Source organism: Paraburkholderia antibiotica (assembly GCF_012927125.1).
GTDB lineage: Bacteria > Pseudomonadota > Gammaproteobacteria > Burkholderiales > Burkholderiaceae > Paraburkholderia > Paraburkholderia antibiotica.
On record NZ_JABBFZ010000020.1, the window covers coordinates 93,085 to 118,977 of the forward strand.

The 25,893-nt window shown below is 60.5% G+C and carries 15 protein-coding genes; 1 reads left to right on the forward strand and 14 read right to left on the reverse strand.

The window, feature by feature from the left end; all coding sequences use genetic code 11:
* Positions 1-230: 230 nt before the first annotated feature.
* The 14 genes from HHL14_RS26285 to HHL14_RS26350 all read right to left on the reverse strand — a co-directional run bounded on the left by HHL14_RS26285 (position 231) and on the right by HHL14_RS26350 (position 25,432).
* The gene (locus HHL14_RS26285) at positions 231-1,400 is read right to left on the reverse strand and encodes a nucleotide sugar dehydrogenase (RefSeq protein WP_169500507.1); all 1,170 of its coding nucleotides are present in this window, start codon (positions 1,398-1,400) and stop codon (positions 231-233) included.
* Positions 1,401-1,796: 396 nt separating this feature from the next.
* Positions 1,797-2,921, reverse strand: a complete 1,125-nt coding sequence (locus HHL14_RS26290) for a glycoside hydrolase family 5 protein (protein WP_169500508.1) — start codon at positions 2,919-2,921, stop codon at positions 1,797-1,799.
* A 111-nt stretch (positions 2,922-3,032) separates the two neighbouring features.
* Positions 3,033-3,614 carry a class I SAM-dependent methyltransferase gene (locus HHL14_RS26295; protein ID WP_169500509.1) on the reverse strand — a complete coding sequence of 194 codons (582 nt, stop codon included), beginning with the start codon at positions 3,612-3,614 and terminating at the stop codon, positions 3,033-3,035.
* A gap of 373 nt (positions 3,615-3,987) precedes the next feature.
* Positions 3,988-6,093, reverse strand: coding sequence for a glycosyltransferase family 2 protein (locus HHL14_RS26300; protein WP_169500510.1), 2,106 nt, complete (start codon positions 6,091-6,093; stop codon positions 3,988-3,990).
* Positions 6,094-6,101: 8 nt separating this feature from the next.
* Positions 6,102-9,212 carry an FkbM family methyltransferase gene (locus HHL14_RS26305; RefSeq protein ID WP_169500511.1) on the reverse strand — a complete coding sequence of 1,037 codons (3,111 nt, stop codon included), beginning with the start codon at positions 9,210-9,212 and terminating at the stop codon, positions 6,102-6,104.
* A gap of 5 nt (positions 9,213-9,217) precedes the next feature.
* Complete coding sequence (gene wecC, locus HHL14_RS26310) at positions 9,218-10,477, reverse strand: UDP-N-acetyl-D-mannosamine dehydrogenase (RefSeq protein ID WP_169500512.1); 1,260 nt, start codon at positions 10,475-10,477, stop codon at positions 9,218-9,220.
* A gap of 87 nt (positions 10,478-10,564) precedes the next feature.
* Positions 10,565-11,743: a chain-length determining protein gene (locus HHL14_RS26315; RefSeq protein WP_169500513.1), complete on the reverse strand. Its 1,179-nt coding sequence runs from the start codon at positions 11,741-11,743 to the stop codon at positions 10,565-10,567.
* Positions 11,740-12,402, reverse strand: a complete 663-nt coding sequence (locus HHL14_RS26320; RefSeq protein WP_169500514.1) for an ABC transporter ATP-binding protein — start codon at positions 12,400-12,402, stop codon at positions 11,740-11,742. Before HHL14_RS26320 ends, HHL14_RS26315 begins: the two co-directional genes overlap by 4 nt.
* A complete protein-coding gene (locus HHL14_RS26325) occupies positions 12,399-13,217 on the reverse strand; it encodes an ABC transporter permease (protein WP_169500515.1) in 819 nt (272 codons plus the stop codon). Before HHL14_RS26325 ends, HHL14_RS26320 begins: the two co-directional genes overlap by 4 nt.
* Positions 13,218-13,223: 6 nt before the next feature.
* Complete coding sequence (locus HHL14_RS26330; protein WP_169500516.1) at positions 13,224-14,405, reverse strand: polysaccharide biosynthesis/export family protein; 1,182 nt, start codon at positions 14,403-14,405, stop codon at positions 13,224-13,226.
* A gap of 24 nt (positions 14,406-14,429) precedes the next feature.
* On the reverse strand, positions 14,430-15,761 hold the full coding sequence (locus tag HHL14_RS26335; protein WP_169500517.1) for an aminotransferase class I/II-fold pyridoxal phosphate-dependent enzyme: 1,332 nt from the start codon (positions 15,759-15,761) through the stop codon (positions 14,430-14,432).
* Between the two features lie 46 nt (positions 15,762-15,807).
* Positions 15,808-16,764, reverse strand: a complete 957-nt coding sequence (locus tag HHL14_RS26340; RefSeq protein WP_169500518.1) for a UDP-3-O-acyl N-acetylglycosamine deacetylase — start codon at positions 16,762-16,764, stop codon at positions 15,808-15,810.
* Positions 16,731-24,452, reverse strand: a complete 7,722-nt coding sequence (locus HHL14_RS26345; protein WP_169500538.1) for a type I polyketide synthase — start codon at positions 24,450-24,452, stop codon at positions 16,731-16,733. Before HHL14_RS26345 ends, HHL14_RS26340 begins: the two co-directional genes overlap by 34 nt.
* A complete protein-coding gene (locus HHL14_RS26350; protein WP_230413205.1) occupies positions 24,452-25,432 on the reverse strand; it encodes an LTA synthase family protein in 981 nt (326 codons plus the stop codon). The genes HHL14_RS26345 and HHL14_RS26350 overlap by 1 nt, the downstream gene beginning before the upstream one ends.
* On the opposite strand from HHL14_RS26350, the gene HHL14_RS33340 reads away from it, so the two are divergent.
* Positions 25,418-25,816: a hypothetical protein gene (locus HHL14_RS33340; RefSeq protein WP_230413206.1), complete on the forward strand. Its 399-nt coding sequence runs from the start codon at positions 25,418-25,420 to the stop codon at positions 25,814-25,816. The two genes, HHL14_RS26350 and HHL14_RS33340, sit on opposite strands and share 15 nt — an antisense overlap.
* Positions 25,817-25,893: the final 77 nt, after the last annotated feature.

A 25,893-nucleotide genomic window follows, 5' to 3' on the forward strand; every position in this document is an offset into this window, starting at 1 on the left:
GCTCGTCGACCAGTATGGCGAAACGAAGTAGTCCGCCTCGAATCCCATCTCTTCGATGAGTTCGACTGCCGACGCCAACGAAAAGAATACCGGTCGGGCACGGTCACGCAACCGCCGCGCATAGGAAAGACAACGATTCAGATGGCCCATGCCCGAGCCATTGACGTTGAAGAACAGAATGCGGGGAAGTGGCGAACCGGTCGACTCGCTCCGGGCCGCTTGCCAAACATTCATGCGTCGCTGCCGAACAGATCGCGTGTGTACACCTTGTCCGCCACATCGGCCAGATCGTCCGTCATGCGATTGGCGACGATCACGTCCGCTGTCCGCTTGAACTCCGCCAGATCCTTCACGACCGACGAATGGAAGAACGTCGACTCCTGCAGCGCCGGTTCATAGACGATAACTTCAACGCCCTTCGCCTTGATGCGTTTCATCACCCCCTGAATGCTCGACGCACGGAAGTTGTCCGAACCGGCTTTCATGACCAACCGGTAAATACCGACTACTTTCGGCTTGCGCTTCAGCACGCTTTCGGCGATGAAGTCCTTGCGCGTTCCATTCGATTCGACGATGGCGTGAATCAGGTTCTGCGGTACGTCGCTGTAATTCGCCAGGAGTTGCTTGGTGTCTTTCGGCAGACAATAACCGCCGTAGCCGAAGCTCGGATTGTTGTAATGCGAACCGATGCGCGAGTCCAGACATACACCTTGAATGATCTGGTGCGTATCGAGGCCATGCTGCGCGGCGTAGGTGTCGAGTTCGTTGAAATACGCGACCCGCATTGCGAGAAATGTATTGGCGAAGAGCTTGATCGCTTCTGCTTCGGTGCTGCCGGTAAACAGCGTCGGAATGTCCTGTTTCAGCGCGCCCTGCTTGAGCAGATTGGCGAAGACTTCCGCGCGTTCGGAACACTCGCCGACGACAATCCGCGACGGATACAGGTTGTCGTAAAGCGCCTTGCCTTCACGCAGGAATTCCGGCGAAAAGATCAGGTTTTGCGTGCCGAGTGCTTCACGCGTGCGTTCGGTATAGCCGACCGGAATGGTCGACTTGATCACCATGACCGCCGTCGAATTGATCTCTTTTACCTCGCGAACCACGCTTTCGATCGAGCGCGTGTTGAAATAATTCGTTTCCGGATCGTAGTCGGTGGGCGTGGCGATAATCACATAGTCGGCACCAACGTAGGCATCTTTCCTGTCGAGCGTGGCGCGGAAATTGAGAGGCTTGTGCGCGAGGAAGTCCTCGATCTCGGCGTCCTCGATCGGCGATTCCTTGCGGTTAAGCATCGCCACTTTCTCAGCGACGATGTCCAGCGCGACGACCTCGTTGTGTTGAGCCAGTAGAACAGCGAGAGAAAGGCCGACGTAGCCAGTACCGGCGATTGCGATTTTCATTTACTTCCTTTATTCGGTTAAATCATTTTAACTCGCGCAGATGGCTTGAGGATAATTTTGGCGTCACAGCATAAGCTGGGTATGAGGCCAAAATTACCGTCGCGATTGCGATCTCGGGCCGTGTCGCCGAATCACGGTCGGGGAAGGCCTGCGATCCGATCCGGTATGCTGCTCCGCTCGCCCGCGAATTTTCACCCGGTATCCACAAGCGGCTACCCGTGAGCGTCTTTAGACGATCCCCCGCGTTTTTTTGCAAACAAACGCCGATGGTCGCCGCTGCCTCTTCTCCTCCATTAGCCACCGCCGGGTTGGGCGATCGCATTGAGCGCCGTATGCGCCAGGTTGCGCCTGACACCTTCACGAGCCAATGACGATCGCCTCAAAAGCTTCTTCAGATTATTGAAGATTGCACGACATGGGATAAGTCTTTGTTCCGTGTGTATCCAGACCCAACGCGCTAAACAAAGGGGTAACCGGACGCCGCCCGCAAGCACTTTTCTCGGTAATCCCAAAGCCCTGCGAATAGTCCCACACCACCCATCCCATGTGCTTTGCCTCAGCAGCCTTTCGCACCGCGGCAAGATAGGCTGCGCGAGACTCAATCGGTGCACGATAACGCAACGCACCGAACTCATTAATCACGACGCGGGTGTGTTGATTCTTGGCCCAGAATTGCAGATCACCGAATTTTTTGGTGATTTTTTCTTCATCCATCCCTTCTTTTGCCGCGTCCTCATAAGCCTTACATGCAGCGACAGCCTGATCGCTTGCGTTGGAACACAGCGCTTTCTGCTCCGGCGTATTGAATTCAACCGGAAACTGAACATTGCCCACCGCGGGGTAGTAACTACCCGGTATCCAGGTGGCGCCCTGATGCGTAAAAATCATTGGGGTGTAGAAATGCACGGCGTACACCACATTGGGGTCGTCGATCGCCGTCTGGCTCATCAGGTCATGCGGTGTATAAAACTTAGGCACGCCCAAAATGATGGTGCGTTGACGGTCCCTGGAGCGCAGGTCCGCCACTACGCCCGCTATTACGCCTTTCCAGTCGGACATCGTTGTTTGCGGCTCATTCAGAAGCTCGAACGCGACCTTATGCGTATCGGTATTCCTGAGACGTTCTCCCAGCACGGCCCATGCTTGACGAAACTGCGCGTGCCAGGTTGCACTATCTTCCTGAAAAAAATCGTGCGTCGGGTGGAAGTCGACCGTCGCCGAAAATCCATTTTTATCAAGAGCAGCAAGGAACGACTTCAGTCGTTCGATACTGCAGTCATTAGACGGCTGCTGATCGAATACGCAGTGTTCGCTGACAGGAATCCGAATGTGGTTCAAACCAGCAGAACGCAGAAATGGGAGTTCTTTCTCAAAGAAATAGGGCTGAGACATTAGTTCGCCCCATCCCGGCATATTGACGCCTTTCATATCCGCAACAGCCATGGATGGAGACATCTCGGCAAAAGCCCCAAAGCTCGTCATGAACAGCATAAAGGCTACAGCAACTTTACGGATACCCATCAAATTCCTTATTGCGAGAGAAAATCAATTCAAAAATTAATCGCAGCTTCCGGAGTTTTACTCCGACATCTCATTTTCAAAAATTCTTAAAATATTTCAATAAAATACTTTTTATTGAGCGATGCGCATTATTCTCTCGAAACGGTCACTCACTCCGTATTTTTTTTCAGGATCACTGTCATAGATACAAATAATGCGCTCATGACAGACCCATAAAAATGGTTCGCGAACTACTATCGAATAGTTCGGCTTTCTTCCGAACCATTTTTCAAGCTTGGTCTCATCGACGGGATCATGAACATGGTCTTTATCTTTTCCCTTTGGCCATTTGTAAGGAACGGACACAACCAAAGTATTGGCCATCTGCAAAAGCCTTTGAGCAAAAGAACCTGCGTCAGGAACATGCTCCAGGACCTGCAGACAGGTTAATACATCAAAGTGCATTGTCAGTTGAACATCAAAAATATTTCCTTTGATGCCCACAACATCCTCAGATTGATAAGGTTTCTCCAGATCAATCGAGTAACGACCGGGAATCCAGTCAAACCATTCCAGATACGGACAATTACCAGAACCAACATCCAACAGGGAACTTGCATCGCGCCCTATCGTTCTGATCATATAGTCGACATAGCGGTAATACAGCAGGTCAGAACGGTCCGACCAATAGGATCCTGAAGAAAAATTGTTCATCTCATCGTCACTCTGATATCAAATATCACCGACAAAGCCGATACCCCGAAGTTGCAAACACTTTCGAAGATGCGCCCATCAATTGTGGGGAACGTCACCTTTCCTTCTCGCCACACCGGGATCGGCCATGAACCAACCGCTTATTGAGCTCCATCGCCAAGACAATGGAGCCCATTTCCAGAAGTAATCTCCCGCAAAATCCGCTGCCACGCGTCGAACTTGCGAACTGCCCGAACCTCGTTCCTGTTCCCGACCTATCTCACTAATTCCCGTTGCCGGCTGCAACGATCGAATCCAGGCAAGTCCACCGGCAAACCAGTGACTCACCTGATCTGATCAAATTAATTTTTTATGACAAAAATAATTTAAAAAATTATCCTTCCAGCAACCCTCTAATACGGGCCTGATCGCGAACAGGAAATAAGGCGAAATCAATATGCCGACCGAACTCGATAAGCTTATTTTTCATCTGATCGAGAAACTCTCCCCGCAAATTCTCATCAAGTCGATCATGAGTGTACCATAACGATCTGATTTTATTGACAAATATCTTTTTGATTTCGCCATCACTAAAACCGTAGCTCGAAAAATAATCAAGCATCTTATCCAGGCAATGAATAATATCAAAACCACGCGTACCGGTTCTTATATGTGTGGTCGAATTCGGCCTGTTGTAGATGTAGTGATAAAAAGCTCCATTTACCACGCCGGTCTTGCTGCTAAGCAGATGTGCCGCGGTGGAAAAACACAGATCTTCAGCCACATACACGCTCGGAAAAAAAATTCCGCAGCCCTTGATAAGACTGGCCCTATAAATTCTGTTCCAGATATTGGAAAAGAACCCGCTTTCCAGAGAGGCGAGCCGATCTTTCTCGTCGTTGAATTGCTTGTAATTGATGCCAAAAACCCTGACATTCCCATCTTCGTGCCGGGTGAAATGTGACGACGATACGATGTCCAGATCGAATTCTTTCGCCGCGGCAAATAACGAATCGAACATTTTCTCTTCGACCCAATCGTCCGAATCAACAAAGCCGATATACTTCCCGGTCGCCTTTGCCAGGCCGATATTACGTGCCACGCCAGGCGCACCGCTCGACCTATTACAGTCGATAACGACGACTCGATTATCAGCACAAGCGAATCTATTTATGAAACCCGAGGTTCCATCTTCCGATCCGTCATTTATGACAATAATCTCAATGTTTTTATTCGTCTGATCGGCAATACTTTTCAGGCATTTATCGATGCTTCCTTCAACATTATGTGCCGGCACGATTACAGATATATCCGCGCGACCTCCGCCATTCAATACCGTCGCGAGCTCCTGCTTCGAAGCCTCGATCTGTTGCTCATAAGTTCGAATATGGTCGTTATGCCTTTTAAGCCAATATTCGCCAACCATCTCCTTGCTCAAATCAGCAACATGATATTTTCCAATAAACCCTGCCATGCACAGCTTAAATCTGTCCTTCAGATCATCGCGAAGAAATCTACTGTTATATTCAAAATCACCCAGTATCTTTTTAATCACATACTGGAAATACTGATGCAGCGCACCCGCTTCCGTCAGGCCGGACATGATAGTTTCATAAGACCTGAACAGATCAAATGCCCCCTCGCCCTTTCGCCGATCAATGGTCGAGCCGGGCCGATCGAACAGATAGTGATAGAACTTCCCGTCAACGCTGACCACCTTATTGGCAGACATAAGCGCCTTGAATGCAAACGGCACATCCGCGGATGTGCGGGTTTCCGCAAATCTTATTTTGTTTTTTACAACAAATTCTCTTTTATAAATTCTGAACCAGACTATTGGAAAATGCGCACTCAGGAATAAATTATTCCTGTCCTCCTGGGTCCGACATGTCGACTCGTTATATTTCGTCTCAACGATCTCCGCGGTTCCATCTGATTTTTCGCGGATGAATCCGTTGCAGCTTGCGATATCTGCATTTTCATTCTGGGCTTTCAGGTAGAGAGAATTCAGCATTCCCTCGTCAATCCAGTCGTCCGCATCCACGAATGCGATGTACTCGCCAGTAGCGCGAGCCAAGGCCTGATTCCTGGGTGTTCCGGAATTTCCACTGGCTTTGCTATTTGATATAACGATGATTCTTTTGTCATCCTTCGCAAAACCTTCAAGCATATTCCGTGTGTTATCAGTCGAACCGTCGTCGACCAATATAATCTCGATATCCTTGAGGGTTTGGCTGCCAATGCTCGACACGCATTTTTCTATGTACGCTTCCACGTTGTGGCACGGCACGATGACGCTAATGCGTGGGCGCTTCTGGTCGGCAGCGCCCCCTTTCAGAATATTCAATTTCTTCTTGCACATTGAAATATTCAATGTGGTTATGTGAGACAGGCGCGGATATCTCACATTAAATTCAAAATATTTTTCCAGCGCTTTATTGTATTGGCCATTCACATAATACTGATTAGCCAGTTTCATTGACGATTTTTCATCAAACATCGAACACCTCATTTCTTATCTTTTGAGTCGCTGGCCATCAGCTCGTTTAGCCGCGCCTTCAGGTCCTGCAATTCCCGCATCAGCGTAAGCGGATGAGCATTAGCGAACTTTTCGCTCATATAGGCGATATTGGCTCGACGCAACAGCGGCGAGTCGCTCATCCACTCTTCCTTCTGTTCATAAATCCGCAACACGCGATAACCGAATGACTGGAGGAGGCGGTCGATTTCGGCAAAATAGGTTTGCTGCGTTCCCGAGACGTTGAAGCCGACCTCGATGTACAAAATGTCGACACTCTGGGTAGCCAGTAGCTGACGGGCGCTGGCGAGTACATCCAGTTCCTTGCCCTCGACGTCGATCTTGAGCAGATTGATCTTGCCGTCTGTAAAAATCGACTTTTGAGCATCGAGACCGACGCAATCCACGACGAAAATATCGCTGGGACCATTCTTGATTTGAACGTCATTCGACAGCGCCTTCGTCATGCTCCCCGCTTTGACTAGCTGGTTCGCCTCGTTCGACTCGCTTACCGCCAGGTTGTAGGTGTGCACAACCGAACCGCTTGAGCCGGCCAGGTTGGTGAGCAACTGTTCGTAGCTCACGGGATTCGGCTCGAACAAATGCGCTTCGTGAATGCGGAATTTTTTCGCCATCCGCTTGATCTTCAGGAAGACGCCGCCGACATACGCTCCAACGTCGACGTAAACAATCGCCTTCCCGGTGAAAAACATTTCCAGGTCGACGATCAAATCATCGATATCATCATCGCCTTTATTTTTTCTTGCAGAAATCTGGTTTCTGGTTCTCAGTGCCGTCTTCTCGGCTTCCAGCTTCGTCTGCGTCTGCTTCAACTCGTCGATTTTCCGCGCGCGCTCTTCCGCCAGCTTCGCCGCTTCAGCCTGGCGTCCCGCCAATGCCGACTTCTCGGTCTCCAGCTTCGTCTGCGTCTGCTTCAACTCGTCGATTTTCCGCGCACGCTCTTCCGCCAGCTTCGTCGCTTCGGCCTGGCGTCCCGCCAATGCCGACTTCTCGGTCTCCAGCGTCGCGTGCGCCTGCTTCAGCTCTTCGATTTTCCGTGCACGCTCTTCCGCCAGCTTCGCCGCTTCGGCCTGGCGCCCCGCCAATGCCGATTTCTCGGCATCCAGCTTTGCGTGCGCCTGCTTCACCCCGTCGATCTCTTTCGCGTGCTCCTCGGCCAGTTTCGTCGTGTCGGCCTGGCGCGCCGCCAGCGCAGACTTCTCGTTCTCCAGCTTCGTTTGCGCCTGCTTCAACTCGTCGATTTTCCGTGCACGCTCTTCCGCCAGCTTCGCCGCTTCGGCCTGGCGCCCCGCCAATGCCGACTTCTCGGCATCCAGTTTCGCCTGCGCCTCTTTCAACTCATCGATTTTCCGTGCACGCTCTTCCGCCAGCTTCGCCGCTTCGGCCTGGCGCCCCGCCAATGCCGACTTCTCGGTCTCCAGCTTCGCCTGCGCCTGCTTCAATCCGTCGATCTCTTTCGCGCGCTCTTCCGCCAGCTTCGCCGTTTCAGCCTGACGTTCCGCCAGCGCCGACTTCTCGGCCTCCAGCTTCCCCTGCACCTGCTTCAACGCGCCGATCTCCCGCACGCGCTCCTCGGCCAGTTTCGCCGTGTCGGCTTGCCATCCTGCCAACGCCGACTTGTCGGTCTCCAGCTTCGCCTGCATCTGCTTCAACGCATCGATCTCTCTCGCGCGCTCGTCTGCCAGCTTTGCCGTGTCGGCCTGGCGCGCCGCCAATGCCGAGTTCTCGGTTTCCAGCCGCGCCTGCGCCTGCTTCAACCCGTCGATCGCCTGCGCGCGCTCCTCGGCCAGCTTCTCCGTCTCGACCTGCTGCTCCGACAATGCCGACTTCTCGACCTCCAGTTGCGCCTGCGCGTGCTTCAACCCATCGATCTCCTGCGCACGCTCGTCCGCCAGATCCACCGTCTCGGCGAGACGCTCCGCCAATGCAGACTTCTCGGCGTCCAACCACGCCAGCGCCTGCTTCAACCCGTCGATCTCCTGCGCGCGCTCGTCGGCCAGACTCGCCGTGCCGGCCTGGCGCGCCGCCAATACCGACTTCTCGGCTTCCAGCCGCGCCTGCGTCTGTTTCAACTCGTCGATTTTCCGCGCGCGCTCTTCCGCCAGCCTCACCGTGTCGGCCTGCCACCTTGCCAGTGTCGACTTCTCGGCTTCCAGCTTCGCCCGCACCTTCTTCAACCCGTCGATCTCACGCGCGCGTTCCGCTGCCAGCTTCGCCTGAGCATCTCGCGCTTTCTCCAGGTTGGTCAGTTTCGTCGCCATCGCGGCGCGGCTCTCGGAGAATCCCGTTTTCTGCTTCGCGTCACGCTGACGGGCGTTCTTGGCCTCATAACGCAGGCGGCCAGCCTGGCGAGCCTCGGAATCGCTGAATGAGGTATCTGGCGGCAAAATGTCCAGCATCGCCTCCGCCTCCACAACATCGCCGGCGTCATGCAGCTTGAAGGCGAGCCATTTCAGCCGGTATGGCTTCGGATCGAGCGCGTGCGCACGCCGTGCCGCCTCGGCCGCCTTGACGCGATCGCTGCTCGCCAGATGCCTCGCCAAGGCCGTGTAGGCATTCGCGCGCATAGCCGGAGAAACGACAACGCCCACCAGCAACTTCTCGACGGCGTCGAGCCCACCTTCGTTGTACGCCGCGATGACCTTGTCGAAACCTTTTCCGCCCAGCAACCTGGGAGGCGTCTGCCGGCTCGATGTCCACCAGATTTTTCCCAGCTTGCCGGGCACCGACAGTAGGGAACCCGGCGAATCCACGCTCCGGATCAGGATATTTCCCAGTTTGGCCGTCAGCGAGTTTTGCGCTTCGAGCTGGTAGATTTTCTTTTGCGTTTCCACCAAGGCCTGGAAGCGGTGGCTTTCAGCGAGAACATCAGGCAATTCGTCATCCACCCAACCCTTCGCCAGTGCAATGTCACCAGGCGAAGCCGAACGTCCGGCGTTTTCGAGCTCTTCGTTACGCAGGTAGTACTGCTCCAGTTCTTCCTGGACTCGATGGAGTTCAAGAAGCAACTGGTTGTTCTCCTCACCCATTTCTTTGAGGTGGGACTCAAGACCGGCCTGATTGTTCTGGTTTGTCGTCATTGGGTTTATTTCCAGATGCCTCGGGTATCGATAAGAACTTGCCTGCTATTGAGCTCGGGTTTCACTTCTTTGAATTCAACATGATCGACGAGCAAAACGAGTATGTGCGCATCGGCAATCGCCTCGTCCACCGTTAATAGTTGTGGCCGCGCGCCAATCAGGTCATCGGGCAGTTGCGAAAGATTCGGCTCGACGACCGCCACCTTCTGCTCGTAGCGTCTGGCCAGTACACGAACGATTTGCAGTGCGGGACTTTCACGCAGGTCGTCGATATTCGCCTTATAGGTGATGCCCAGACAGGCGATGCGAATCTCTTCGAATGCGATGCCCATTCTGGTCAGCCGGGTAATCGCCTGCTCGACTTTCTGCACGACCCAGGCTGGCTTCGCATCATTGACTTCACGTGCGGCACGGATCAGCTTCGTCTTCTCCGGTGCGCTATGCACGATGAACCACGGGTCGACGGCAATGCAATGTCCTCCCACTCCACAACCCGGTTGCAGAATGTTCACGCGCGGGTGCCGGTTCGCGAGGCGAATCAGTTCCCAGACGTCGATACCCTGCTCGTCGCAGATCATCGACAGTTCATTGGCAAAGCCAATATTGACGTCGCGAAAACTGTTCTCGGCCAGCTTGCACATTTCCGCCGCGCGCACCTGCGTGACCACGCATTCGCCCTGCACGAACGATTTATAAAGCGCCACGGCTGCAGCCGAACACTTCTGCGTCATCCCGCCGATCACGCGATCGTTCGCCACCAGCTCATGCACGATGCGACCAGGCAGCACGCGTTCGGGGCAGTAGGCAATGCGGATATCGGATTCGTTTCCGGCCTGCTGCGGGAACGTGAGATCCGGCCGGAGTTCGGCCAGCCATTGCGCGAGTTTCTCCGTCGTGCCAACCGGTGAGGTCGATTCCAGAATGACCAGATTGCCCTTGGTCAACACAGGCGCGATCGATTTCGCCGCAGCCTCGATGCAGCCCACATCGGGCTTCTGCTCTTCGGTCAAGGGCGTCGGCACTGCAATGACGAAAGCATCGGCGGGCTCGGGCTGCATCGTCGCGCGCAGATAACCGGCGCCCACTGCCGCCTGAACAAGAATGTCGAGCTCGGGTTCGACGATGTGAATATTGCCCCGATTGATCGTATCGACGACATGCTGCGATACATCCACCCCGATCACACGCAGTTTGCGCGACGCGAACAGCGTGGCAGTCGGCAAGCCGATATAGCCGAGACCAATGATTGAAATTCTATTTAACATGCATTCACCACAATGTCGCGAATACGCTGGGCGGACTTGCCGCTTCCATCGAGATTCGCTGCCTCCGACAGGGTTGAGTACGCAATCTCAATCCACGTGATCCAGGATGATCCCTTCCAGCAATTTCACTACGCCAATCAACGCAAGCGCGATCAGCAAGGTCACCAACACGTTGTAGAAACGAGTCGGCTCCATCGGATAGCTCGGCGTAGTTGGCGCTTGCAGAATCGACACCATCTTGAGCATGCGTGCAGCGTTCATCCGGCCCTGCTCCAATGCCGAGAGTGCCGTCTTGTACAGATCCTGCGCAAAGCTGACCTGCATTTGCAGACGCTGAAATTCCTCGACGGTGTAGTTGAGCGTTTTTCTCGACGGCGAAGCCAGTTCGGCCCGCTTCTGCACAATCTGCGCCTCCAGCGCGCTCAGATTCTTTCTGAGCATCACGATGGTGGGCTGATCCTTATTCAGCGTCGCGGGCAAGGATGCGAGCTGCGTTTGAACGTCCGTTTTCTGTGCTTCGAGCTTGTCGATCAGTGCATTCAGGCTTTCGGCGGTGGCTTGCGGCGCAACCAGACCCTGTCGATTCTGAAAGTCGAGCAGGTTTTTCGTCGAGTCCAGAAGGCGGTCGTGCGCGTACGTCACCTGCTTCGTCAGGAAATCGACCTGCGATTGCGCAAGCTGATGGCCGATCAGGTTCATATGCGCTTCGCCCTCGCGAATCATGAAATCCACGATCGCCCGCGCGGTTTTGGGGTCGTAGGCCTGAACCTTGATATCCAGCACGCCGTTGTAATCGTCGTAGCTAACGTCGACGCGAGACAGCCAGTAGCTGTAAAACCACTCGAACGGCGCATTCCTGAGCCACATGCGCGAGATGGGATCTCTGTGCCAATTGCTGTAATGGGAGCGCAGATCGAAAGCGGCATCGAGTTTGTTGAGCATATCGGCCGACAGCAGATATTCGCTCAGCAGAAGCTGATCGCTGCTATTGGGGTTGCCCACTCCCGCGATACTCGCAAGGCCCGCGGGCACGCCCACACTCGGACCGCTCACCTGGTCCGTTCTCTGCAGAACGACGACCGCATCCGACACGTAACGGTCGGAAGCAAAGAACAGCCAGTACGGTACGGACAGAATCGCGAAGACGACGATCAGCCGAACGATGAGGCGAAAGATCCTGATCGAAAGCAGTTCTTTTTTCCACTTTCCATAAAAGCCCGCCACGCGGTTCGCCAGACCTGCGTTAGTTACCGATGCATCGCTCATACTAAAAGATTGTCCTTATAGGCTTTCAATGCTTCGTCGAGGTCGTCGAACCAATGGGCCTGCCCATCGTTGATCCAGATACCCGACTGACAAAACTGTTTGAGCGTCGCCTCGTCATGGGACACCATGATGACGCTCGCTTGACTCGCCATGCTCTTGAATGCATCGGCGGCTTTTTTTCTGAATTTGGCGTCGCCCGCCGAGGTTACTTCATCCGAGATATAGACATCGAAATTGAAGGCCAACGACAGCGCGAATTGCAGACGCGATCGCATCCCCGACGAATACGTTCGCACGGGCGCGTCGAAGGAATTTCCCAATTCGGCGAAATCCTGAATGAAGGCGAGACGGTCGGCGAGTTCGTCCTGGTGACCATGCACACGGCAAACGAATTTGGCGTTTTGCCGTCCTGTCAGCGTGCCTTCGAGGCCGCCGTTCCCCATCGGCCAGGACACCTTGCAACGGCGTTCCACGCGCCCTTTGGTCGCGAAATCGATGCCGCCGATAATCCGCAGCAGCGTGGATTTGCCGGCCCCGTTCCTGCCGATCAGCGCGACGCTCTGCCTGGGCGGAATAACCATGTCGATGCCGCGCAGCACCCAGCGCCCGGCACCGTGCTCGGTCGCATAACGCTTGTAGACGTTCTCGATCAATATCACCGCATCACCAGTTTTCGGGAAAAACGCTTGTAGAGCATCAGCCCAAGCAGCAACAGGCCGAGTGCCCACGCATACAGATATCCAAGACTGACGCCTCTGAGAGCGTGGTATTCGGGCCAAAAGCCCAGCCTCACCATTTCCAGACCGTCGACAACCGGGTTCAATGCAACGAGGCGCTGATAAGGCGTCGGCACGTATAACGACAGCGGCAGCAACGCCCCCGAGATGTAATACAGCGGCAGATAAATGATCTTGAAGACGTGATCGATTTCGCGCACGAAGCTCATGACGACCGACGTCACCAGACCCAACCCCAGCCCCAACAACCACAGGCCCAGCAAACTCACGATCACGAGCAGCGGATCCTGCGGCAACCAGACAGGGTTCTGAATACTGAGCGTCATGCCGTGACCGAACCCGAGCGCAAGCGCAATGATGACCACCGAGATCGGTACCATCAGGAGCAATTCCAGGGTGGCCCGTACGATCGCGGCATCAAAAGGCTTGACCTGCCGGTAGGCAAAAAAAGCCTTGTTGCAATCGATTCCGTGCAACACCTGAGTCCACGTCCGGCGCCAGAGCAGAAAGCCGATAAACCCGGCGATGATCCACATATTGATCGCCATTCCGCCCACCTGATTAATGCGGAATGTCTCCAGGCCGAACGCATGCAACGCGATATAGGCGATCGGTTCGACCAGCAGCCACATCCACGCCGCGCGCGCTTCGAACAGACGATCGAGCGCCTCGCGCAAAAACATCGCGCGCCAGACGGACCACGTGACCTCGAACGGTGTACGAACTCTTACAGTCATAACCCGTTACTGAAAATCACGAGTAAACGCGACCGTCGGATCGGCAACCAGCACCACATACGTGAGGAACTTGCGGAACTCGGCCCCAGGCGAATTCGTCACGTAGATCACGTCGTGGTTCTGAACCGGGAAGTTCTGCGTGACCAGAAACGCCGACGGATCGCGCAGGTTGATTTCGTAGACGACCGGTACTTTGCCGTTTGTCGTCCTGACCGACGCGTCCTTGTTGTCCACCAGCTTCGCGTCCTCGAAGCGGAACACGAACACGCCGCGCGCATCCGCGCGGCTGTCGTTCAGGCCACCCGAACGGGCGAGCGCCTGGGCGAGCGAAATGCCCTGTGCCTCGAACGGAATTTCGTCGTTCTTGCCGGTCGCGCCGAGCACCGAAAACGTGTGCGGCTGGAACAGCGCCGTCACCACGTCGCCCGGCTTGAGGACCACGTTCTGCTTCGGATCGCGAATCACCGAATCCAGCGCCATCGTCGCGGTGGTATCGCCACGCGACAACTGGATCGCCGTCCGGCTGATCGGTTGCTTCAAACCGCCGGCAAACGCGATCGCATCCAGCAGATGCTCGCCCTTCGGCGTGAGCGGCATCATCGCGCTGGTCGTGACTTCGCCGACGATGGTGACGTTCGACGCATTGTTCTTCGTGACGCCGACGACCACTTGCGGCTGATTCGCCTTGCCCTTGAGATGGCTGACGACATCCGACTCGACCTGCTCGACGGTACGGCCGGCCACCCGGATGCGGCCCGCGAACGGAATCGAAACCGTGCCGTCGGCGGCAACCATTTGCGTCGGTAGCGTCACGCTGGTCGCCGAGCCCGCCGATCCGCCCGGAGCTTGCGACGGCAGCGAAACCGGTGCCGACGAGCCGAACAACATCGCGGGCGGCGTTTCCCAGATCGTCACCTCGATGACGTCGCCCGGGCCGATCACGTAGGTGTTCGCGACCTTGCTGGCAAAGGTGCTCGAAAACTGATCGAGTTGCTTGGCCGCAGCCAGCTTGCGCGTCACTGCGTCGTTGACATCCACCAACTGGATGCCCTCGATACCCGGCGCGCTGCTCACTTCCTGAATCTGCTCGCGACTCGCGCCCGATCCAGGCAACCACGCGGGAAACGTCCCGCATCCCGAAAGCGTCAACACCACCGGCAGACACACTGCCCAAAAATTCTTCTTCATTGACCTGTCAACTCAAAATTCGCTTCAACCCGCGGCCAACCGCGCCACGGCTGCCACCGTCCGGCTAATCTGCTCCGCCTCATGCGTCGAACAGATAAAGAATCGCAACCGCGCCGCCTTTTCCTCGACGGCCGGATAGAAAATCGGCTGTACGTTGATGCCTTCTTCGAACAGCGCATTCGCCCACTGCGCGGCCTTTACCGAGCTGCCCGCAATCACCGGCACGACCGCATAGCCCGCGCTCGTGCCGACATTCAACCCAGCCGCCCGCGCTTCGGCCAGAAACTGATGCCCCCGCTCCCGCAAGCGCGCGACCCGTTCGGGTTGCGCGATCAAAGCTTCGAGCGCCGCCAGCGACGCCTCGGCAAGCGCCGGCGCGAGACCCACGCTATACAAAAATCCCGGCGCGAGATTGCGCAGCATGTCGGCGAGCGGCTGGCAACCGGCGATAAAACCGCCGCAGCCCGCCAGCGTCTTGCTCATCGTGCCCATCCACAGATCGACGCGCTCCGACGCGACACCGCAGTGCTCGCGAATACCTCTGCCCGTCGCGCCGAGCACGCCGAGCGAATGCGCTTCGTCGACCAGCAGGAACGCGCCGTGCCGCTCCTTCACCTCACAGAAACGCTCGAGATCGGGAAGGTCGCCGTCCATGCTGTACAAACCTTCGATCGCGATCAGCACGTTGCGATACTCGCGACGCACGCGCGTGAGCAGGTCGTCGAGCGCCTGCCAGTCGTTGTGCGCGAAACTGAGGCGCTTCGCGCCGCTCAGCTGCGCGCCCTGGACGATGCTGTTGTGCGCGAGCGCATCGTGCACGATCAGATCGCCGGGCCCGAACAGCGAGCCGATTACGGTCACGTTGGTCGCATGGCCGCTCACGAACGCGACGCAGTCGTCGGTTTCATAGAACGCGGCCAGCGCCCGTTCAAGTTCGCGATGCACCGGGCGCTCGCCCGCCACGATGCGGCTCGCCGAAGCGGACGTTCCATACCGGTCGATCGCGGCCTTCGCACGCGACGCGATCACCGGATCGCCCGCGAAGCCGAGATAGCTGTAGTTCGCGAAGTTCACATAGTCGCGGCCGCCGATCTGCGTCGTCGCGCCCGCGATACCGTCATGCACGCGAAAAAACGGCGACTCGACGCGCAGCGTCTCGCCCAGTTCGCGCATCAGGCGGACTTGCTGATACTGCGGCATCACTTCGAAACGGCTGCGTGCGGAGCGCGTCTGCGCGGACGCTGCGGCCTGCGCTTCCGACACGCCGGGCGTCGCGGCCGCATCGGTTGCGCGATCCAGCTGACGCTTCAGTGCATTGGCCGCCAACTGCTGCCGTAGTGTGTCTCCGAGTCCCATGTAATCCGATCCAGCCTGTAATAAGTACGGCGAAGTACGGCGCGGCTTACGCGTGCGCCTCGACCCACTCGTACGCGCCGGGCGTGCCCAGCAACGCGGCGAGCAGCCGGTAGTTCATTTCATGTGTCGGCCGCCGCGCGCTGACGTGGCCGAGCAACGGCGCACCCGCGAGCGCGAGATCGCCGACCAGATCCAGCACGCGATGCCGGACGAACTCGTCGGGCTGACGCAGTCCACCGACCACGCGTTTGCCGACGATCGCCGCCGTGCACGACAGCCGTGCGCCGCGCAGGATCGGCCAGCCACGCAGATAGCCGACGACAATCGCGGGCACGGCCCACTTGATCTGCCCGTACGAGCGCGACGACGCGATTTCGTCGGCGAAGGCGTGCGGCGTGAGCACGCCGTGCCACGTCATGTCGCCGAAACCTTTGAGGTCGTTGTTGTGCACGCTGAGCGCGTAGTGGTCGGCCGGCTCGACACGCATCTCGCGACGCGCGTCGCCTTCGCCATCGGCCACGCCGACACTTTTGAGCACGCGCAAAAAGCGCTTCGGTTGCGGCAGCACGGTACGCCCGCACGCGCGAATCGCCTCGATCCAGGGCTGCGCGCTGCCGTCGAGAATCGGCACCTCTTCGGCGTCGAGTTCGACGATCGCGTGATCGATCTCGCACGCGAGCAGCGACGCCAGCAGATGCTCGACGGTTCGCACACCGAGGCCATCGTTGCCGCGCAGCATCGTGCAGAGCGGCTGGCCGCGCCGCAGCGCCGGATCGGCAGCGACGGTGCCGAGCGCCTGCCCGTTGTGAATGCGGCGAAACACGATCCCATGCCGTTCGCCCCCGCGTTGTGCCGAGTCGACCGGAAGAATGCGGATCTTCACGCGCCGCCCGGTGTGCAAGCCATGCCCCGATAGTTCGAGCGGGCGCGCAAGCGTGCCTTCGCTCGCCTGCCAGCCCGCGGGCAGCTTTACCCCGCAAACGCCGGCATCGACGACTGACATGACTGGTCTCCCTGTTGATTGTGTATGTGATTGGCGGCGCCGCGATTGCGTTCGAGCAGCGCGCGCGCCTCGTCTTCGTCGAGCGCATGACGCATGGCCAGCGCCGCGACGTCGGCGTTCGTATCGGTCGAGCGGGACTGAGCATCGCCGGCGCTCTCATCGAGCATGTCGACGATGCGCACGGCCAGCGTATGCACGGTCGCGCCTTCGGCAATCGCCATGATCGACAGCTTCACGCCGAACGACTCCTCGACCGCCATGCCGAGTTCCATGCCCATCAGCGAGTCCATGCCGAGTTCGAGCACCGAGCGATCGAGCGCGACGCGTTCCGGCGACATGTGCAGAATGCGCGCGATATGGCCGCGCAAGGCGGTCTCGACCAGCGCCACCGCTTCGGCGTTGGGCAAGCCGCGCAGCTGTTCGAGCAACGCGCCGTCTTCGCTGGTCGTCTCGGTGGCGCCGCCGCCTTGCAGCGCCATGTAGCGGCGCGCCTGCGCCGCGGGCATGCCGCGCGCGATCGCCGCCCAGTCCAGACGCACGACGGCCTCGCCGGCCGCGCCGCTCGTCAGCGCGCGTTCGAGCGCCGTCATCGCTTCGTCGGACGTGATCGACGCGCCGCCGATGCGCGCCTGCAGCGCTTCACGCGTCGTGCTGTTGCGCGCGAGGAAACCGACGTCCTCGATCGGCCCCCACGCCATGAAGGTAGCCGGCAGCGCGGCGGCCCGACGATGCGCGACGAGCGCTTCGAGGAAGCTGTTGGCCGCCACGTAGGCGCCCTGGCCCGGATTGCCGAGACAGGTCGTCGCCGACGAATACAGCACGAAGAAATCGAGCGCGCAACGCCGCGTCGCGCGGTGCAGATTCCAGGCGCCGGCGACCTTCGGTTCGAGCACGGCGAGCATGCGCGCATCGTCGAGGTTGCGCAGCAGGCCGTCGTCGATGCGCATTGCCGAGTGCAGCACGCCCTTGAGCGGCGTGCCGCTCGCCTCGATGGCGTCGACCAGACGATCGAGCGCCGCCGCGTCGGTGACGTCGCACGACACCACGCTCACGCTCGCGCCCTGCTCAACGCGCCAGCGTTCGAGTTCCTGCTGCTTCGCAGCGTCGAGCGCGCCGCCGCGGCTGGCGAGCGTCACGTGACGCGCACCGCGCGCGATCATCCAGCGCGCGCTCGCATACCCGAGACCACCCGTACCGCCGACGACCAGATACGCCGCGCGCGGATCGAGCCGCAGCATGGGCTGCGCGACGCCACGCGTGGGCGCCGGCGTGCCTGCCCCATACGTGACGAGCACCTTGCCGATCTGGCGCGCCTGCTGCATATAACGGAACGCCTCTTCCGCGCGAGCGGCGGGGAACGCGCGATACGGCAGCGGATGCAGCACGCCGCTCCTGAAGAGCGCCATCACTTCCTCGAAGAGCCGCGTGGTGAGTTCTGGCAGCACGCCCATCAACTGGTCGGCGTCGATGCCGAAATAGCTGATGTTGTTGCGGAACGGCCGCAGACCGATCTGGCTGTTCTCATAGAAGTCGCGCTTGCCGAGTTCGAGGAAGCGACCGAACGGACGCAGCGTATCGATACCCCGCACCATCGCCTCGCCCGCGAGCGAATTGAGCACGATGTCGACGCCTTCGCCGTTGGTGCACGCGCGCACCTCATCGGCGAACGCGAGGCTGCGCGAGTCGAATACGCGATCGACGCCGAGCAGACGCACGAATTCGCGCTTCTCGTCGGCGCCCGCGGTCGCGAACACTTCCGCGCCGAGGTGACGAGCGATCTGGATCGCCGCGATGCCGACCCCGCCCGCGCCACCATGAATCAGCACGCGCTCGCCGCGACGCAGCCGTGCCAGCTCGCACAGCGCGTAGTAGGCGGTGAAGAAGGTGGTCGGAATCGTCGCGGCGGCTTCGAACGAAATCGCTTCGGGTTTGCGCGCGATCGCGCTCGCGCGGGTGACCACGTGCGTGGCGAACGAAGCCGGCGCGAAGCCGAGCACCGCGTCGCCGGGAATCCAGCCTTCGACGCCCGCGCCGACGCGCACGATCCGACCCGCCAGTTCCATGCCGATCGTCGCGCCGGCAAAGCCGGTTTCGACCGCCTCATCGGACAGCAGGCCCATCGCATACATGACGTCGCGGAAATTCAGACCGGTCGCGACCGGCGCGATCTCGACTTCGCCGGGATTCAGTTCGCGCGGCGGCAACGCAAACCATTCGAGGTTGCGCAGCGAGCCGGGCATGTCGAACGCCAGCACCGCGGGTGCCGGACCGCCTGCGCGCGCTGGGCTGGACTCGCTGAGGGGCGCCTGCCGTTGCGCCGTTTGCGCCGGCAGCATGCGCGGCACGTAGCGGCCTTGCGCGGTGAGCAGCACCTCTTCCTCGCCGTCGTCGTGCATCAACGTGTGCGCCAGTTGCGACAGCGCCTCGTTGTGTGTGCTGTCCGTGCTTGCCACGTCGATGAGACGCAGCGCCAGCGCCGGATATTCGTTCGCCATCACGCGGCCGAGACCCCACAGGCTCGCCTGGTCCGGTTGCGCTACCGTGGCGGGCCCTTGCACGAACGGCGCGCCGCCGCGCGTGACCACGCACACACGCACGTGTGCGGCGAGACCGGCGGCGTCGAGGTCCCGTGCGAGCGTGGCGAGCGCGAGTGCGCCGCCCTGCTGTGCCTGCATCACGTCGGCGCCGCTGGCGTCGTCGAGCGAGACGCGCGGTGCGACGAACACGATCTGCGTGGGCGGGTTGCCGCGTTCGAGCGATGCGGCCGCTTCCCGCACGCCCGTCGACTTGACCTGGCCGCCATGCCGCGCGAGCTCCTGCGCAAGCGCGGAGTCGAATGCGTCGTCGCCGGACTGCACGATCAGCCAGCGCGATACCTCGCTCGAACCGGCTTGCGGCCGTTGCGCAACTGGGGGTTTGCGCGCAACCAGCAGCGTCGGCGCACCTTCGAGATCGAGCCCCTGCTCCGTGTGACGCGTGACGTCGCACAGGCCGGCGCGCTCGCACAGCGAATGAAGCGCGGCCGGCGCGAGCGCGCTGACAGCCTGAGCCGCGACCTCGTGACCCACCGTGCCGAACACGATGTCGGAGAAGCGGCTGCGGCGCGCGTCGGCGAGCACGACGATGCCGCCCGGCGCGAGGCGCCCGACGATCGCCTTCAGCGCCGCCAGCGGCTGGGCCTGTTCGCCGAGCATCCGATTGACGACGATTACGTCGAACGGCGCCGCATCGCGGCAATGCGCGAAAAGCGCGTCGCCTTCGCCGAGCAGCAGCGTCTGAACATGGGCGTGTGCTTCGGCATCGAGTGCGGCGAGCTGCGGGTGAGTGCCCGCGAGCACCTGCTCGCACCGCGACGCCGGCAGGCCGAGGTCGAGCGGCTGCAGCACCTCACCGCTCGTTGCGCCGATTTCCAGCACACGCAGGCGACGATTGCACGACCACGCGGCCAGCGCCTCCCGCGCGCACGTCGCGAGCAATGCGCGGGCATGCGACCACGTAGGCGATGCATCGAAAAACTGCTCGACGAGGCTGCGCCCCGTCGGCGACAGCAACGCCGGCGCGTCGGCAGCGGAAGCGGCAGCAGAAGCGCCATCGCGCAGCACACGCGGCAACGCCGCACCGACGTGAGCCAGCAACGTCAGCTCGGCGACATGCGCCGGCGAATTCGCCAGCACGTCGCGCCACAGCGCGTCGAGTTCGGGCATGGCCGCGCAAGCCGCGTCGTCGCGCACGAGACGCTCGCCCTCGAAACGCGCGAGTCCGTCTTCCACGACGATCTGCGCCAGCCGCGCGAGCAGCGACGCGTTGGCCTGCGGCGGCAGTTTGGGCTGCGCGAACGCGCCGATTGCGTCGAGCGCATTCAACGCGTACAGGCTCGCGAGCACGTCGAGCAACGGCAGCGTTTCGGTCAGGTGACGGGTACGGTCCGCACTGTCCTCGAACGACGCGACACGCGTGCATGCGCGTTCGACCAACGCCGCCGGCGCGGGCAGCGCGGCGGCCGAGAAACCGTCCGGCAGCGGACGCGCTTCGAGCGCGTAAGCAAAGCGCGCCGGCGCGGCATGGCGTCGGCCCGTGAGATCGACACGACGGAACCGGCAAGCGGAAAGACGAGCGACGATGGCGTTGTCCGCGTCGAGGAATTCGAACGACGCAACGATCGAATGCGGGCTGCGGCGCAGCACACGCGCCAACACGCGACGCACCGAGTCGCCTCGCAAAAAGTCGACACGGCCGATCTGGACCGGCACGAAGGCCGCGCGCGCGTCACCGGCCGAGGAGCCAGCCTGGCCAAGCACGGCGAAGAGCGGATGGAAACCGCTGTCCATCAGCGCCGGATGCAGCAGCCAGCCGGTCAGCGCCTGGGCTTGTGCCTGTTCACCGCCGAGGGTCCGCGGTACTTCCAGTTCGGCCAGCGCGTCGTCGCCCTGCACCTGGACCTTGCTCACCCAGCGAAACGCCGGACCGTAGCTCAAGCCAATCGCGGTGGTACTGGCATAGAGCGTGTCGCCGTCGATCGGAACGCTCGCTTCGATACGCGACAGCACCGCTTCGTCGACCACGCTCGATTCGCCCAGCGTGTTGCCGCTTTCGAGCAGGCGGCCCGTCACGTTGAGATTCCACAGGCCATCGCTCATGCGTTCGCGCGTTTCGATCGTAAACGACGCGGTGCGCGCATCGATCACGAAGCGGAACAGCTTGCCGTGCTGCGGCTGGAACACGACCGGCATGCGGATCTCGAGGTTCTCGAGCGCGACATCCGCGGTGCCGAAGAACACGCGCGCCGCGGCCAGCGCCATTTCCACATAGCCTGCGCCCGGGAACGCGACGCCGCCATCGACGACGTGATCGGCGAGCATCGGCACACGTTGCGGATCGAGCTGATTTTCCCATCCGAACGCATGCTCGTGCAGACGATAGCCCAGCAACGGATGATCGACGCGGCGATTCACGAGGTTGTAGCCCTCGATGGTGGCCGTCTGCCAGTAGCGTTCGCGCTGCCATGGATAGGTCGGCAGCGCCGCCTGCGCGCCCTGCGGCGCGAGCGGCACGAAGCGGTCGACCTCCACGCGCGCGCCGTGCGCGACCGCCGACAGGATCGAATGCGCGAGCATCTGCGCGCTGTCGTGATGACGCTTGAGCGTGGGCACGACGGCACCCGCGAGATCAAGACTCGCGAGCGTCTGCTTGACGTAGTGGCGCAGAATCGAGTGCGGCGCGATTTCGATGAACGTACGCACCCCCGTCCCGGCAAGCCGCCTGAGCGCGTCGCCGAAACGCACCGGCTCACGAATGTTGCGCCACCAGTAGGCCGCGTCGAGCGCGGTGCCGGCAAGCGTGTCGCCGGTGACGGTCGACACGTAGCGCTTCGTGCCTTCGCGCGGCGCCAGATCGGCGAGACCGCTGCGCACGACCGGCTCGATGACGTCCATCCAACGGCTATGGAACGCGTAATCGAGATCGAGTATCTGGAAGAAGCCGCCGCTCGCGGCGAGCGATGCGCCGATCGCTTCGAGCCCCTCGAGCAAACCGGCGAGCGTGACCGCTTCCGGGCTGTTGGTGCCGGCCAGTTCGACCGTCTCCGTGAGGCCGAGGCGCGCGATCAGATCCCGCGCTTCGGCTTCGCCTACGCCCACGGCCGCCATCCTGCCGGTGCCGCGCGTCAGGCCCTGCGCGCCACTGCGAACGCGGATCACACGCACCGCCTCCGCCAGCGTCAGCGCGCCCGTCGCCCACGCGGCCGCGATTTCGCCGACGCTATGGCCGACCGCCGCATCGAAGCCGATGCCGCGCGCTTCGAGTACGCGCGTGATGCCGACCTGGATCGCGAACAATAGCGGTTGCGCGTTCTCCGTCGCCGCGAGCCATTCGGCGCTCACGCCGGCACGCAGCACATCGACCAGCGAGTCATTGCCGTCGGCGCGCCAGAGCGCGTCGACTTCGTCGAGCGCCGCGCGGAATCCCGCATCTTCCGCATAGAGCTGCTTGCCCATGCCGGCCCACTGGCAGCCGTTGCCGGCATAGACGAACGCCACCTTGCTGGACGCCTGCACCGCCTGAGCCTGTGCGGCGTAGGCCGGTAGCGCCTGATCGGACGAGTCCGCGAGCATCTGAAGCGCCGCGCAACCTGCTGCGAGATCCGGCGGCGCAATAACGGCGCGCTGTTCGTGCCATTCGCGACGGCGCGCAGCACCGGCCGCGAGCCCGGCCCAATCGGCACCGCGCTGCAGGCGCGCATGGTAGCGCGCGGCGAGTGCGGCAAGCGCGGCCGGCGAGCGCGCAGTGAGAACGAGCGGCGCGAGAGCCGGGGCTGAGTCTGAGTTCGGGGCCGCAGCAGTCGAGTCCGTGGCAAGCTCGCCGGTCATCACCGATGCGGCGGGCACGGCCTGGCTCACCGCCTCAGCCAGCACGACGTGCGCATTGGTGCCGCCGAAGCCGAACGAGTTGACGCCAATTATCAGCGGCGCGCCATCGCGGCGCGACAGCGGCGTGAAACGGTCGACCACGCGCAGACGGCCGCCTTCGAAATCGATCGCGGGATTCGGCGTGTCGAAATGCAGCGAGCGCGGTACGGCACCATGCTTCAGGCAGAGAATCGCCTTCAGCAGACCGGCCATACCCGATGCGGTTTCGAGGTGTCCGAGGTTGGTCTTGACCGAGCCGATCAGCAACGGATCGTCGGCCGGGCGAGCGCCCGCGACCGCTTCGGTCAGCGCGCGCGCCTCGATCGGGTCGCCGACCGCGGTACCCGTGCCGTGCGCTTCCAGATAAGCCAGCGAACGTGGATCGACACCCGCGCGTCGGTAGACCGAGCGCAGCAGTTCGGCTTGCATCGCGGTCGTCGGCACGCTGATCCCGCCGTGCGAATGACCGTTGGAGTTCACCCCCGAGCCGGCGATCACCGCGTGAATCGTGTCGCCGTCGCGCAGCGCGTGTTCGAGCGGCTTGAGCAGCACGAACGCTCCGCCCTCGGCGCGCACATAGCCGTCGCCGGTCGCATCGAAGGCACGGCAGCGGCCGCGCGGCGACAGCATCGACGCCTTCGAAAAGCTCACAAAACCAAACGGATGCAGCAGCAGATTGACACCGCCCGCGAGCGCCATTTCGGTTTCGCCGGACTGCAGTGCCTGCACGGCCTGATGCAACGCGACGATCGACGACGAGCAGGCGGTGTCCACCGACATGCTCGGTCCGCGCAGATCGAACAGATAGGAAACGCGATTCGACGCAATGCTGAGCGTATTGCCCGTGGCCGAGTACGGATCGATCCAGTTCAGATCGTCCATGCTGCGGTTGCCGTAGTCCATCGCCGCCGCGCCGACGAACACGCCGCAGTCGCGGCCGCGCATGTCGGCCGGTCGCACGCCGGCGTCCTCGAACGCCTCCCAGGCGAGTTCGAGCAGCAGCCGCTGCTGCGGGTCCATCTGGCTCGCTTCGCGCGGCGACACACCGAAGAACGCGGCATCGAAGTCCGCCACGTTGTCGATCACGCCGGCGGAGAACGTGTAGCTCTTGCCCGGTTCCTTTCTGGACGGATGCTGGTAGAACGCCGTGCCGAATCGATCGGCGGGCACCACAGTTACCGCGTCGCGCTCATCGCACAACAGTTGCCAGAAGTCCTCGGGCCCTGCCACCCCACCGGGAAAGCGACATGCTATCCCAATAATTGCAATTTTTTTTTCACTCATCATGCCGGCATCTGCTGCAACGTGTTTCGCGAATCGGTATCGACACGATCTGCATGCGTCATCGCGCGCTGTATCGTGGAACCGAGGGTCTCGACGCCGACATCCCGGCGTGTGCCGATGTCGCTCCCGAAATTTCGCCAGATAAAATAATCACTACGCGTCGGTTCCGTTTCGAGCGCATCGAATACGGACGACATGGCGGGAACGTGATCGCCATAAAAACAGAGGACCGTCGGCCGGCCACGCTGGCGCAGATAAGCGGTCAACCTGCCGATCATCGCGTCCGCGTTTTCCACGTGCCGCAGATAAGCGGTCAGATCGTGCCAGCGCGCGTCCTCTCCCAACGTGTGCCGCGCCGTGGCTTCTCCGCAGGCAACCGTCTCCAGATGCAAAGGGCCGTGATTTTCCATCGTGATCGCAAATGCAAACATCGGTTTGTCGTCACTGGCCTGCAGCAGAGAGATGAGTTTGTCCGCCACAGCAAGATCGCCGACATAGGGTCCCACGCAGGACGCATCGTCGAAATGCTCGATGTCAAGAAAGCTGTCGAACTGCATGTGCGCGAATGCCCGGCGACGGCCGAAGAAATCCGCGTAGTACGGATGCACCGCCACCGAACGATAGCCGCCGCGCCTGAAATAACCTGCCAGCGACGCGCACGCCCGGCGCACGAACATATACGGATAAAAGCGCGCGTAACCGAGCGCGGCCGACGTCAAGCCGGTGAGCATCGCGAATTCGCTGCGCATGGTATTGGCGCCCCAGGCCGGCACCGCCAACTCGCCTTGTTCGAACGACTCGCGTCGGGCGCGATCGAAATGCGCATAAGGTGCGCCGGACACCCCTTCGCCAAGCCGGCGAGCGTCGAAATACGACTCGCTCTGAACGACGATGACGTCCGGCTGGACCTCAGGACAACCGGACGAAAACGGACTGGCAGCGGCCGCGCGAACAAACGCGCGCCGTTGCGCGAGGCTCATGCCGTTGATCAGATAGGCCACGAAAGCCGAGAAGAAACCGAAGCGACGCTGATCCGGAAAGGGCTGCAGCGTCAGCGGCAAGCGACGGGAAAGCGCGATGCATACCGGCACACAGATCAGCGTGACGACGGCCGCGATACCTCTTTGCCCGAGTGCCGCGGGTCTTTCGGCAATGAACGCCCCCGCCGCAGCGGCGATGCCGACGAGCAGGATGGCGAGCTTGCCGAAACCCAGGAACGGCAGATACAGACGCGGATGCGAGAACACCTGGCTAAAGAGGCTCAGGTCGCTGAAGACCAGCGGCTCGCGCAGCGATGCATATTTGGCGTTGCCGACGACCGCGAGCACGCCGATCAACACGAGTGCGACGCCCATCGAAAATAACGGCCGCCCCGTCAGTGCCATGCAAGCTGCGGTGACGACAGCAAGCGCCGCCAGATGCAACATCAATGCAACTGGCG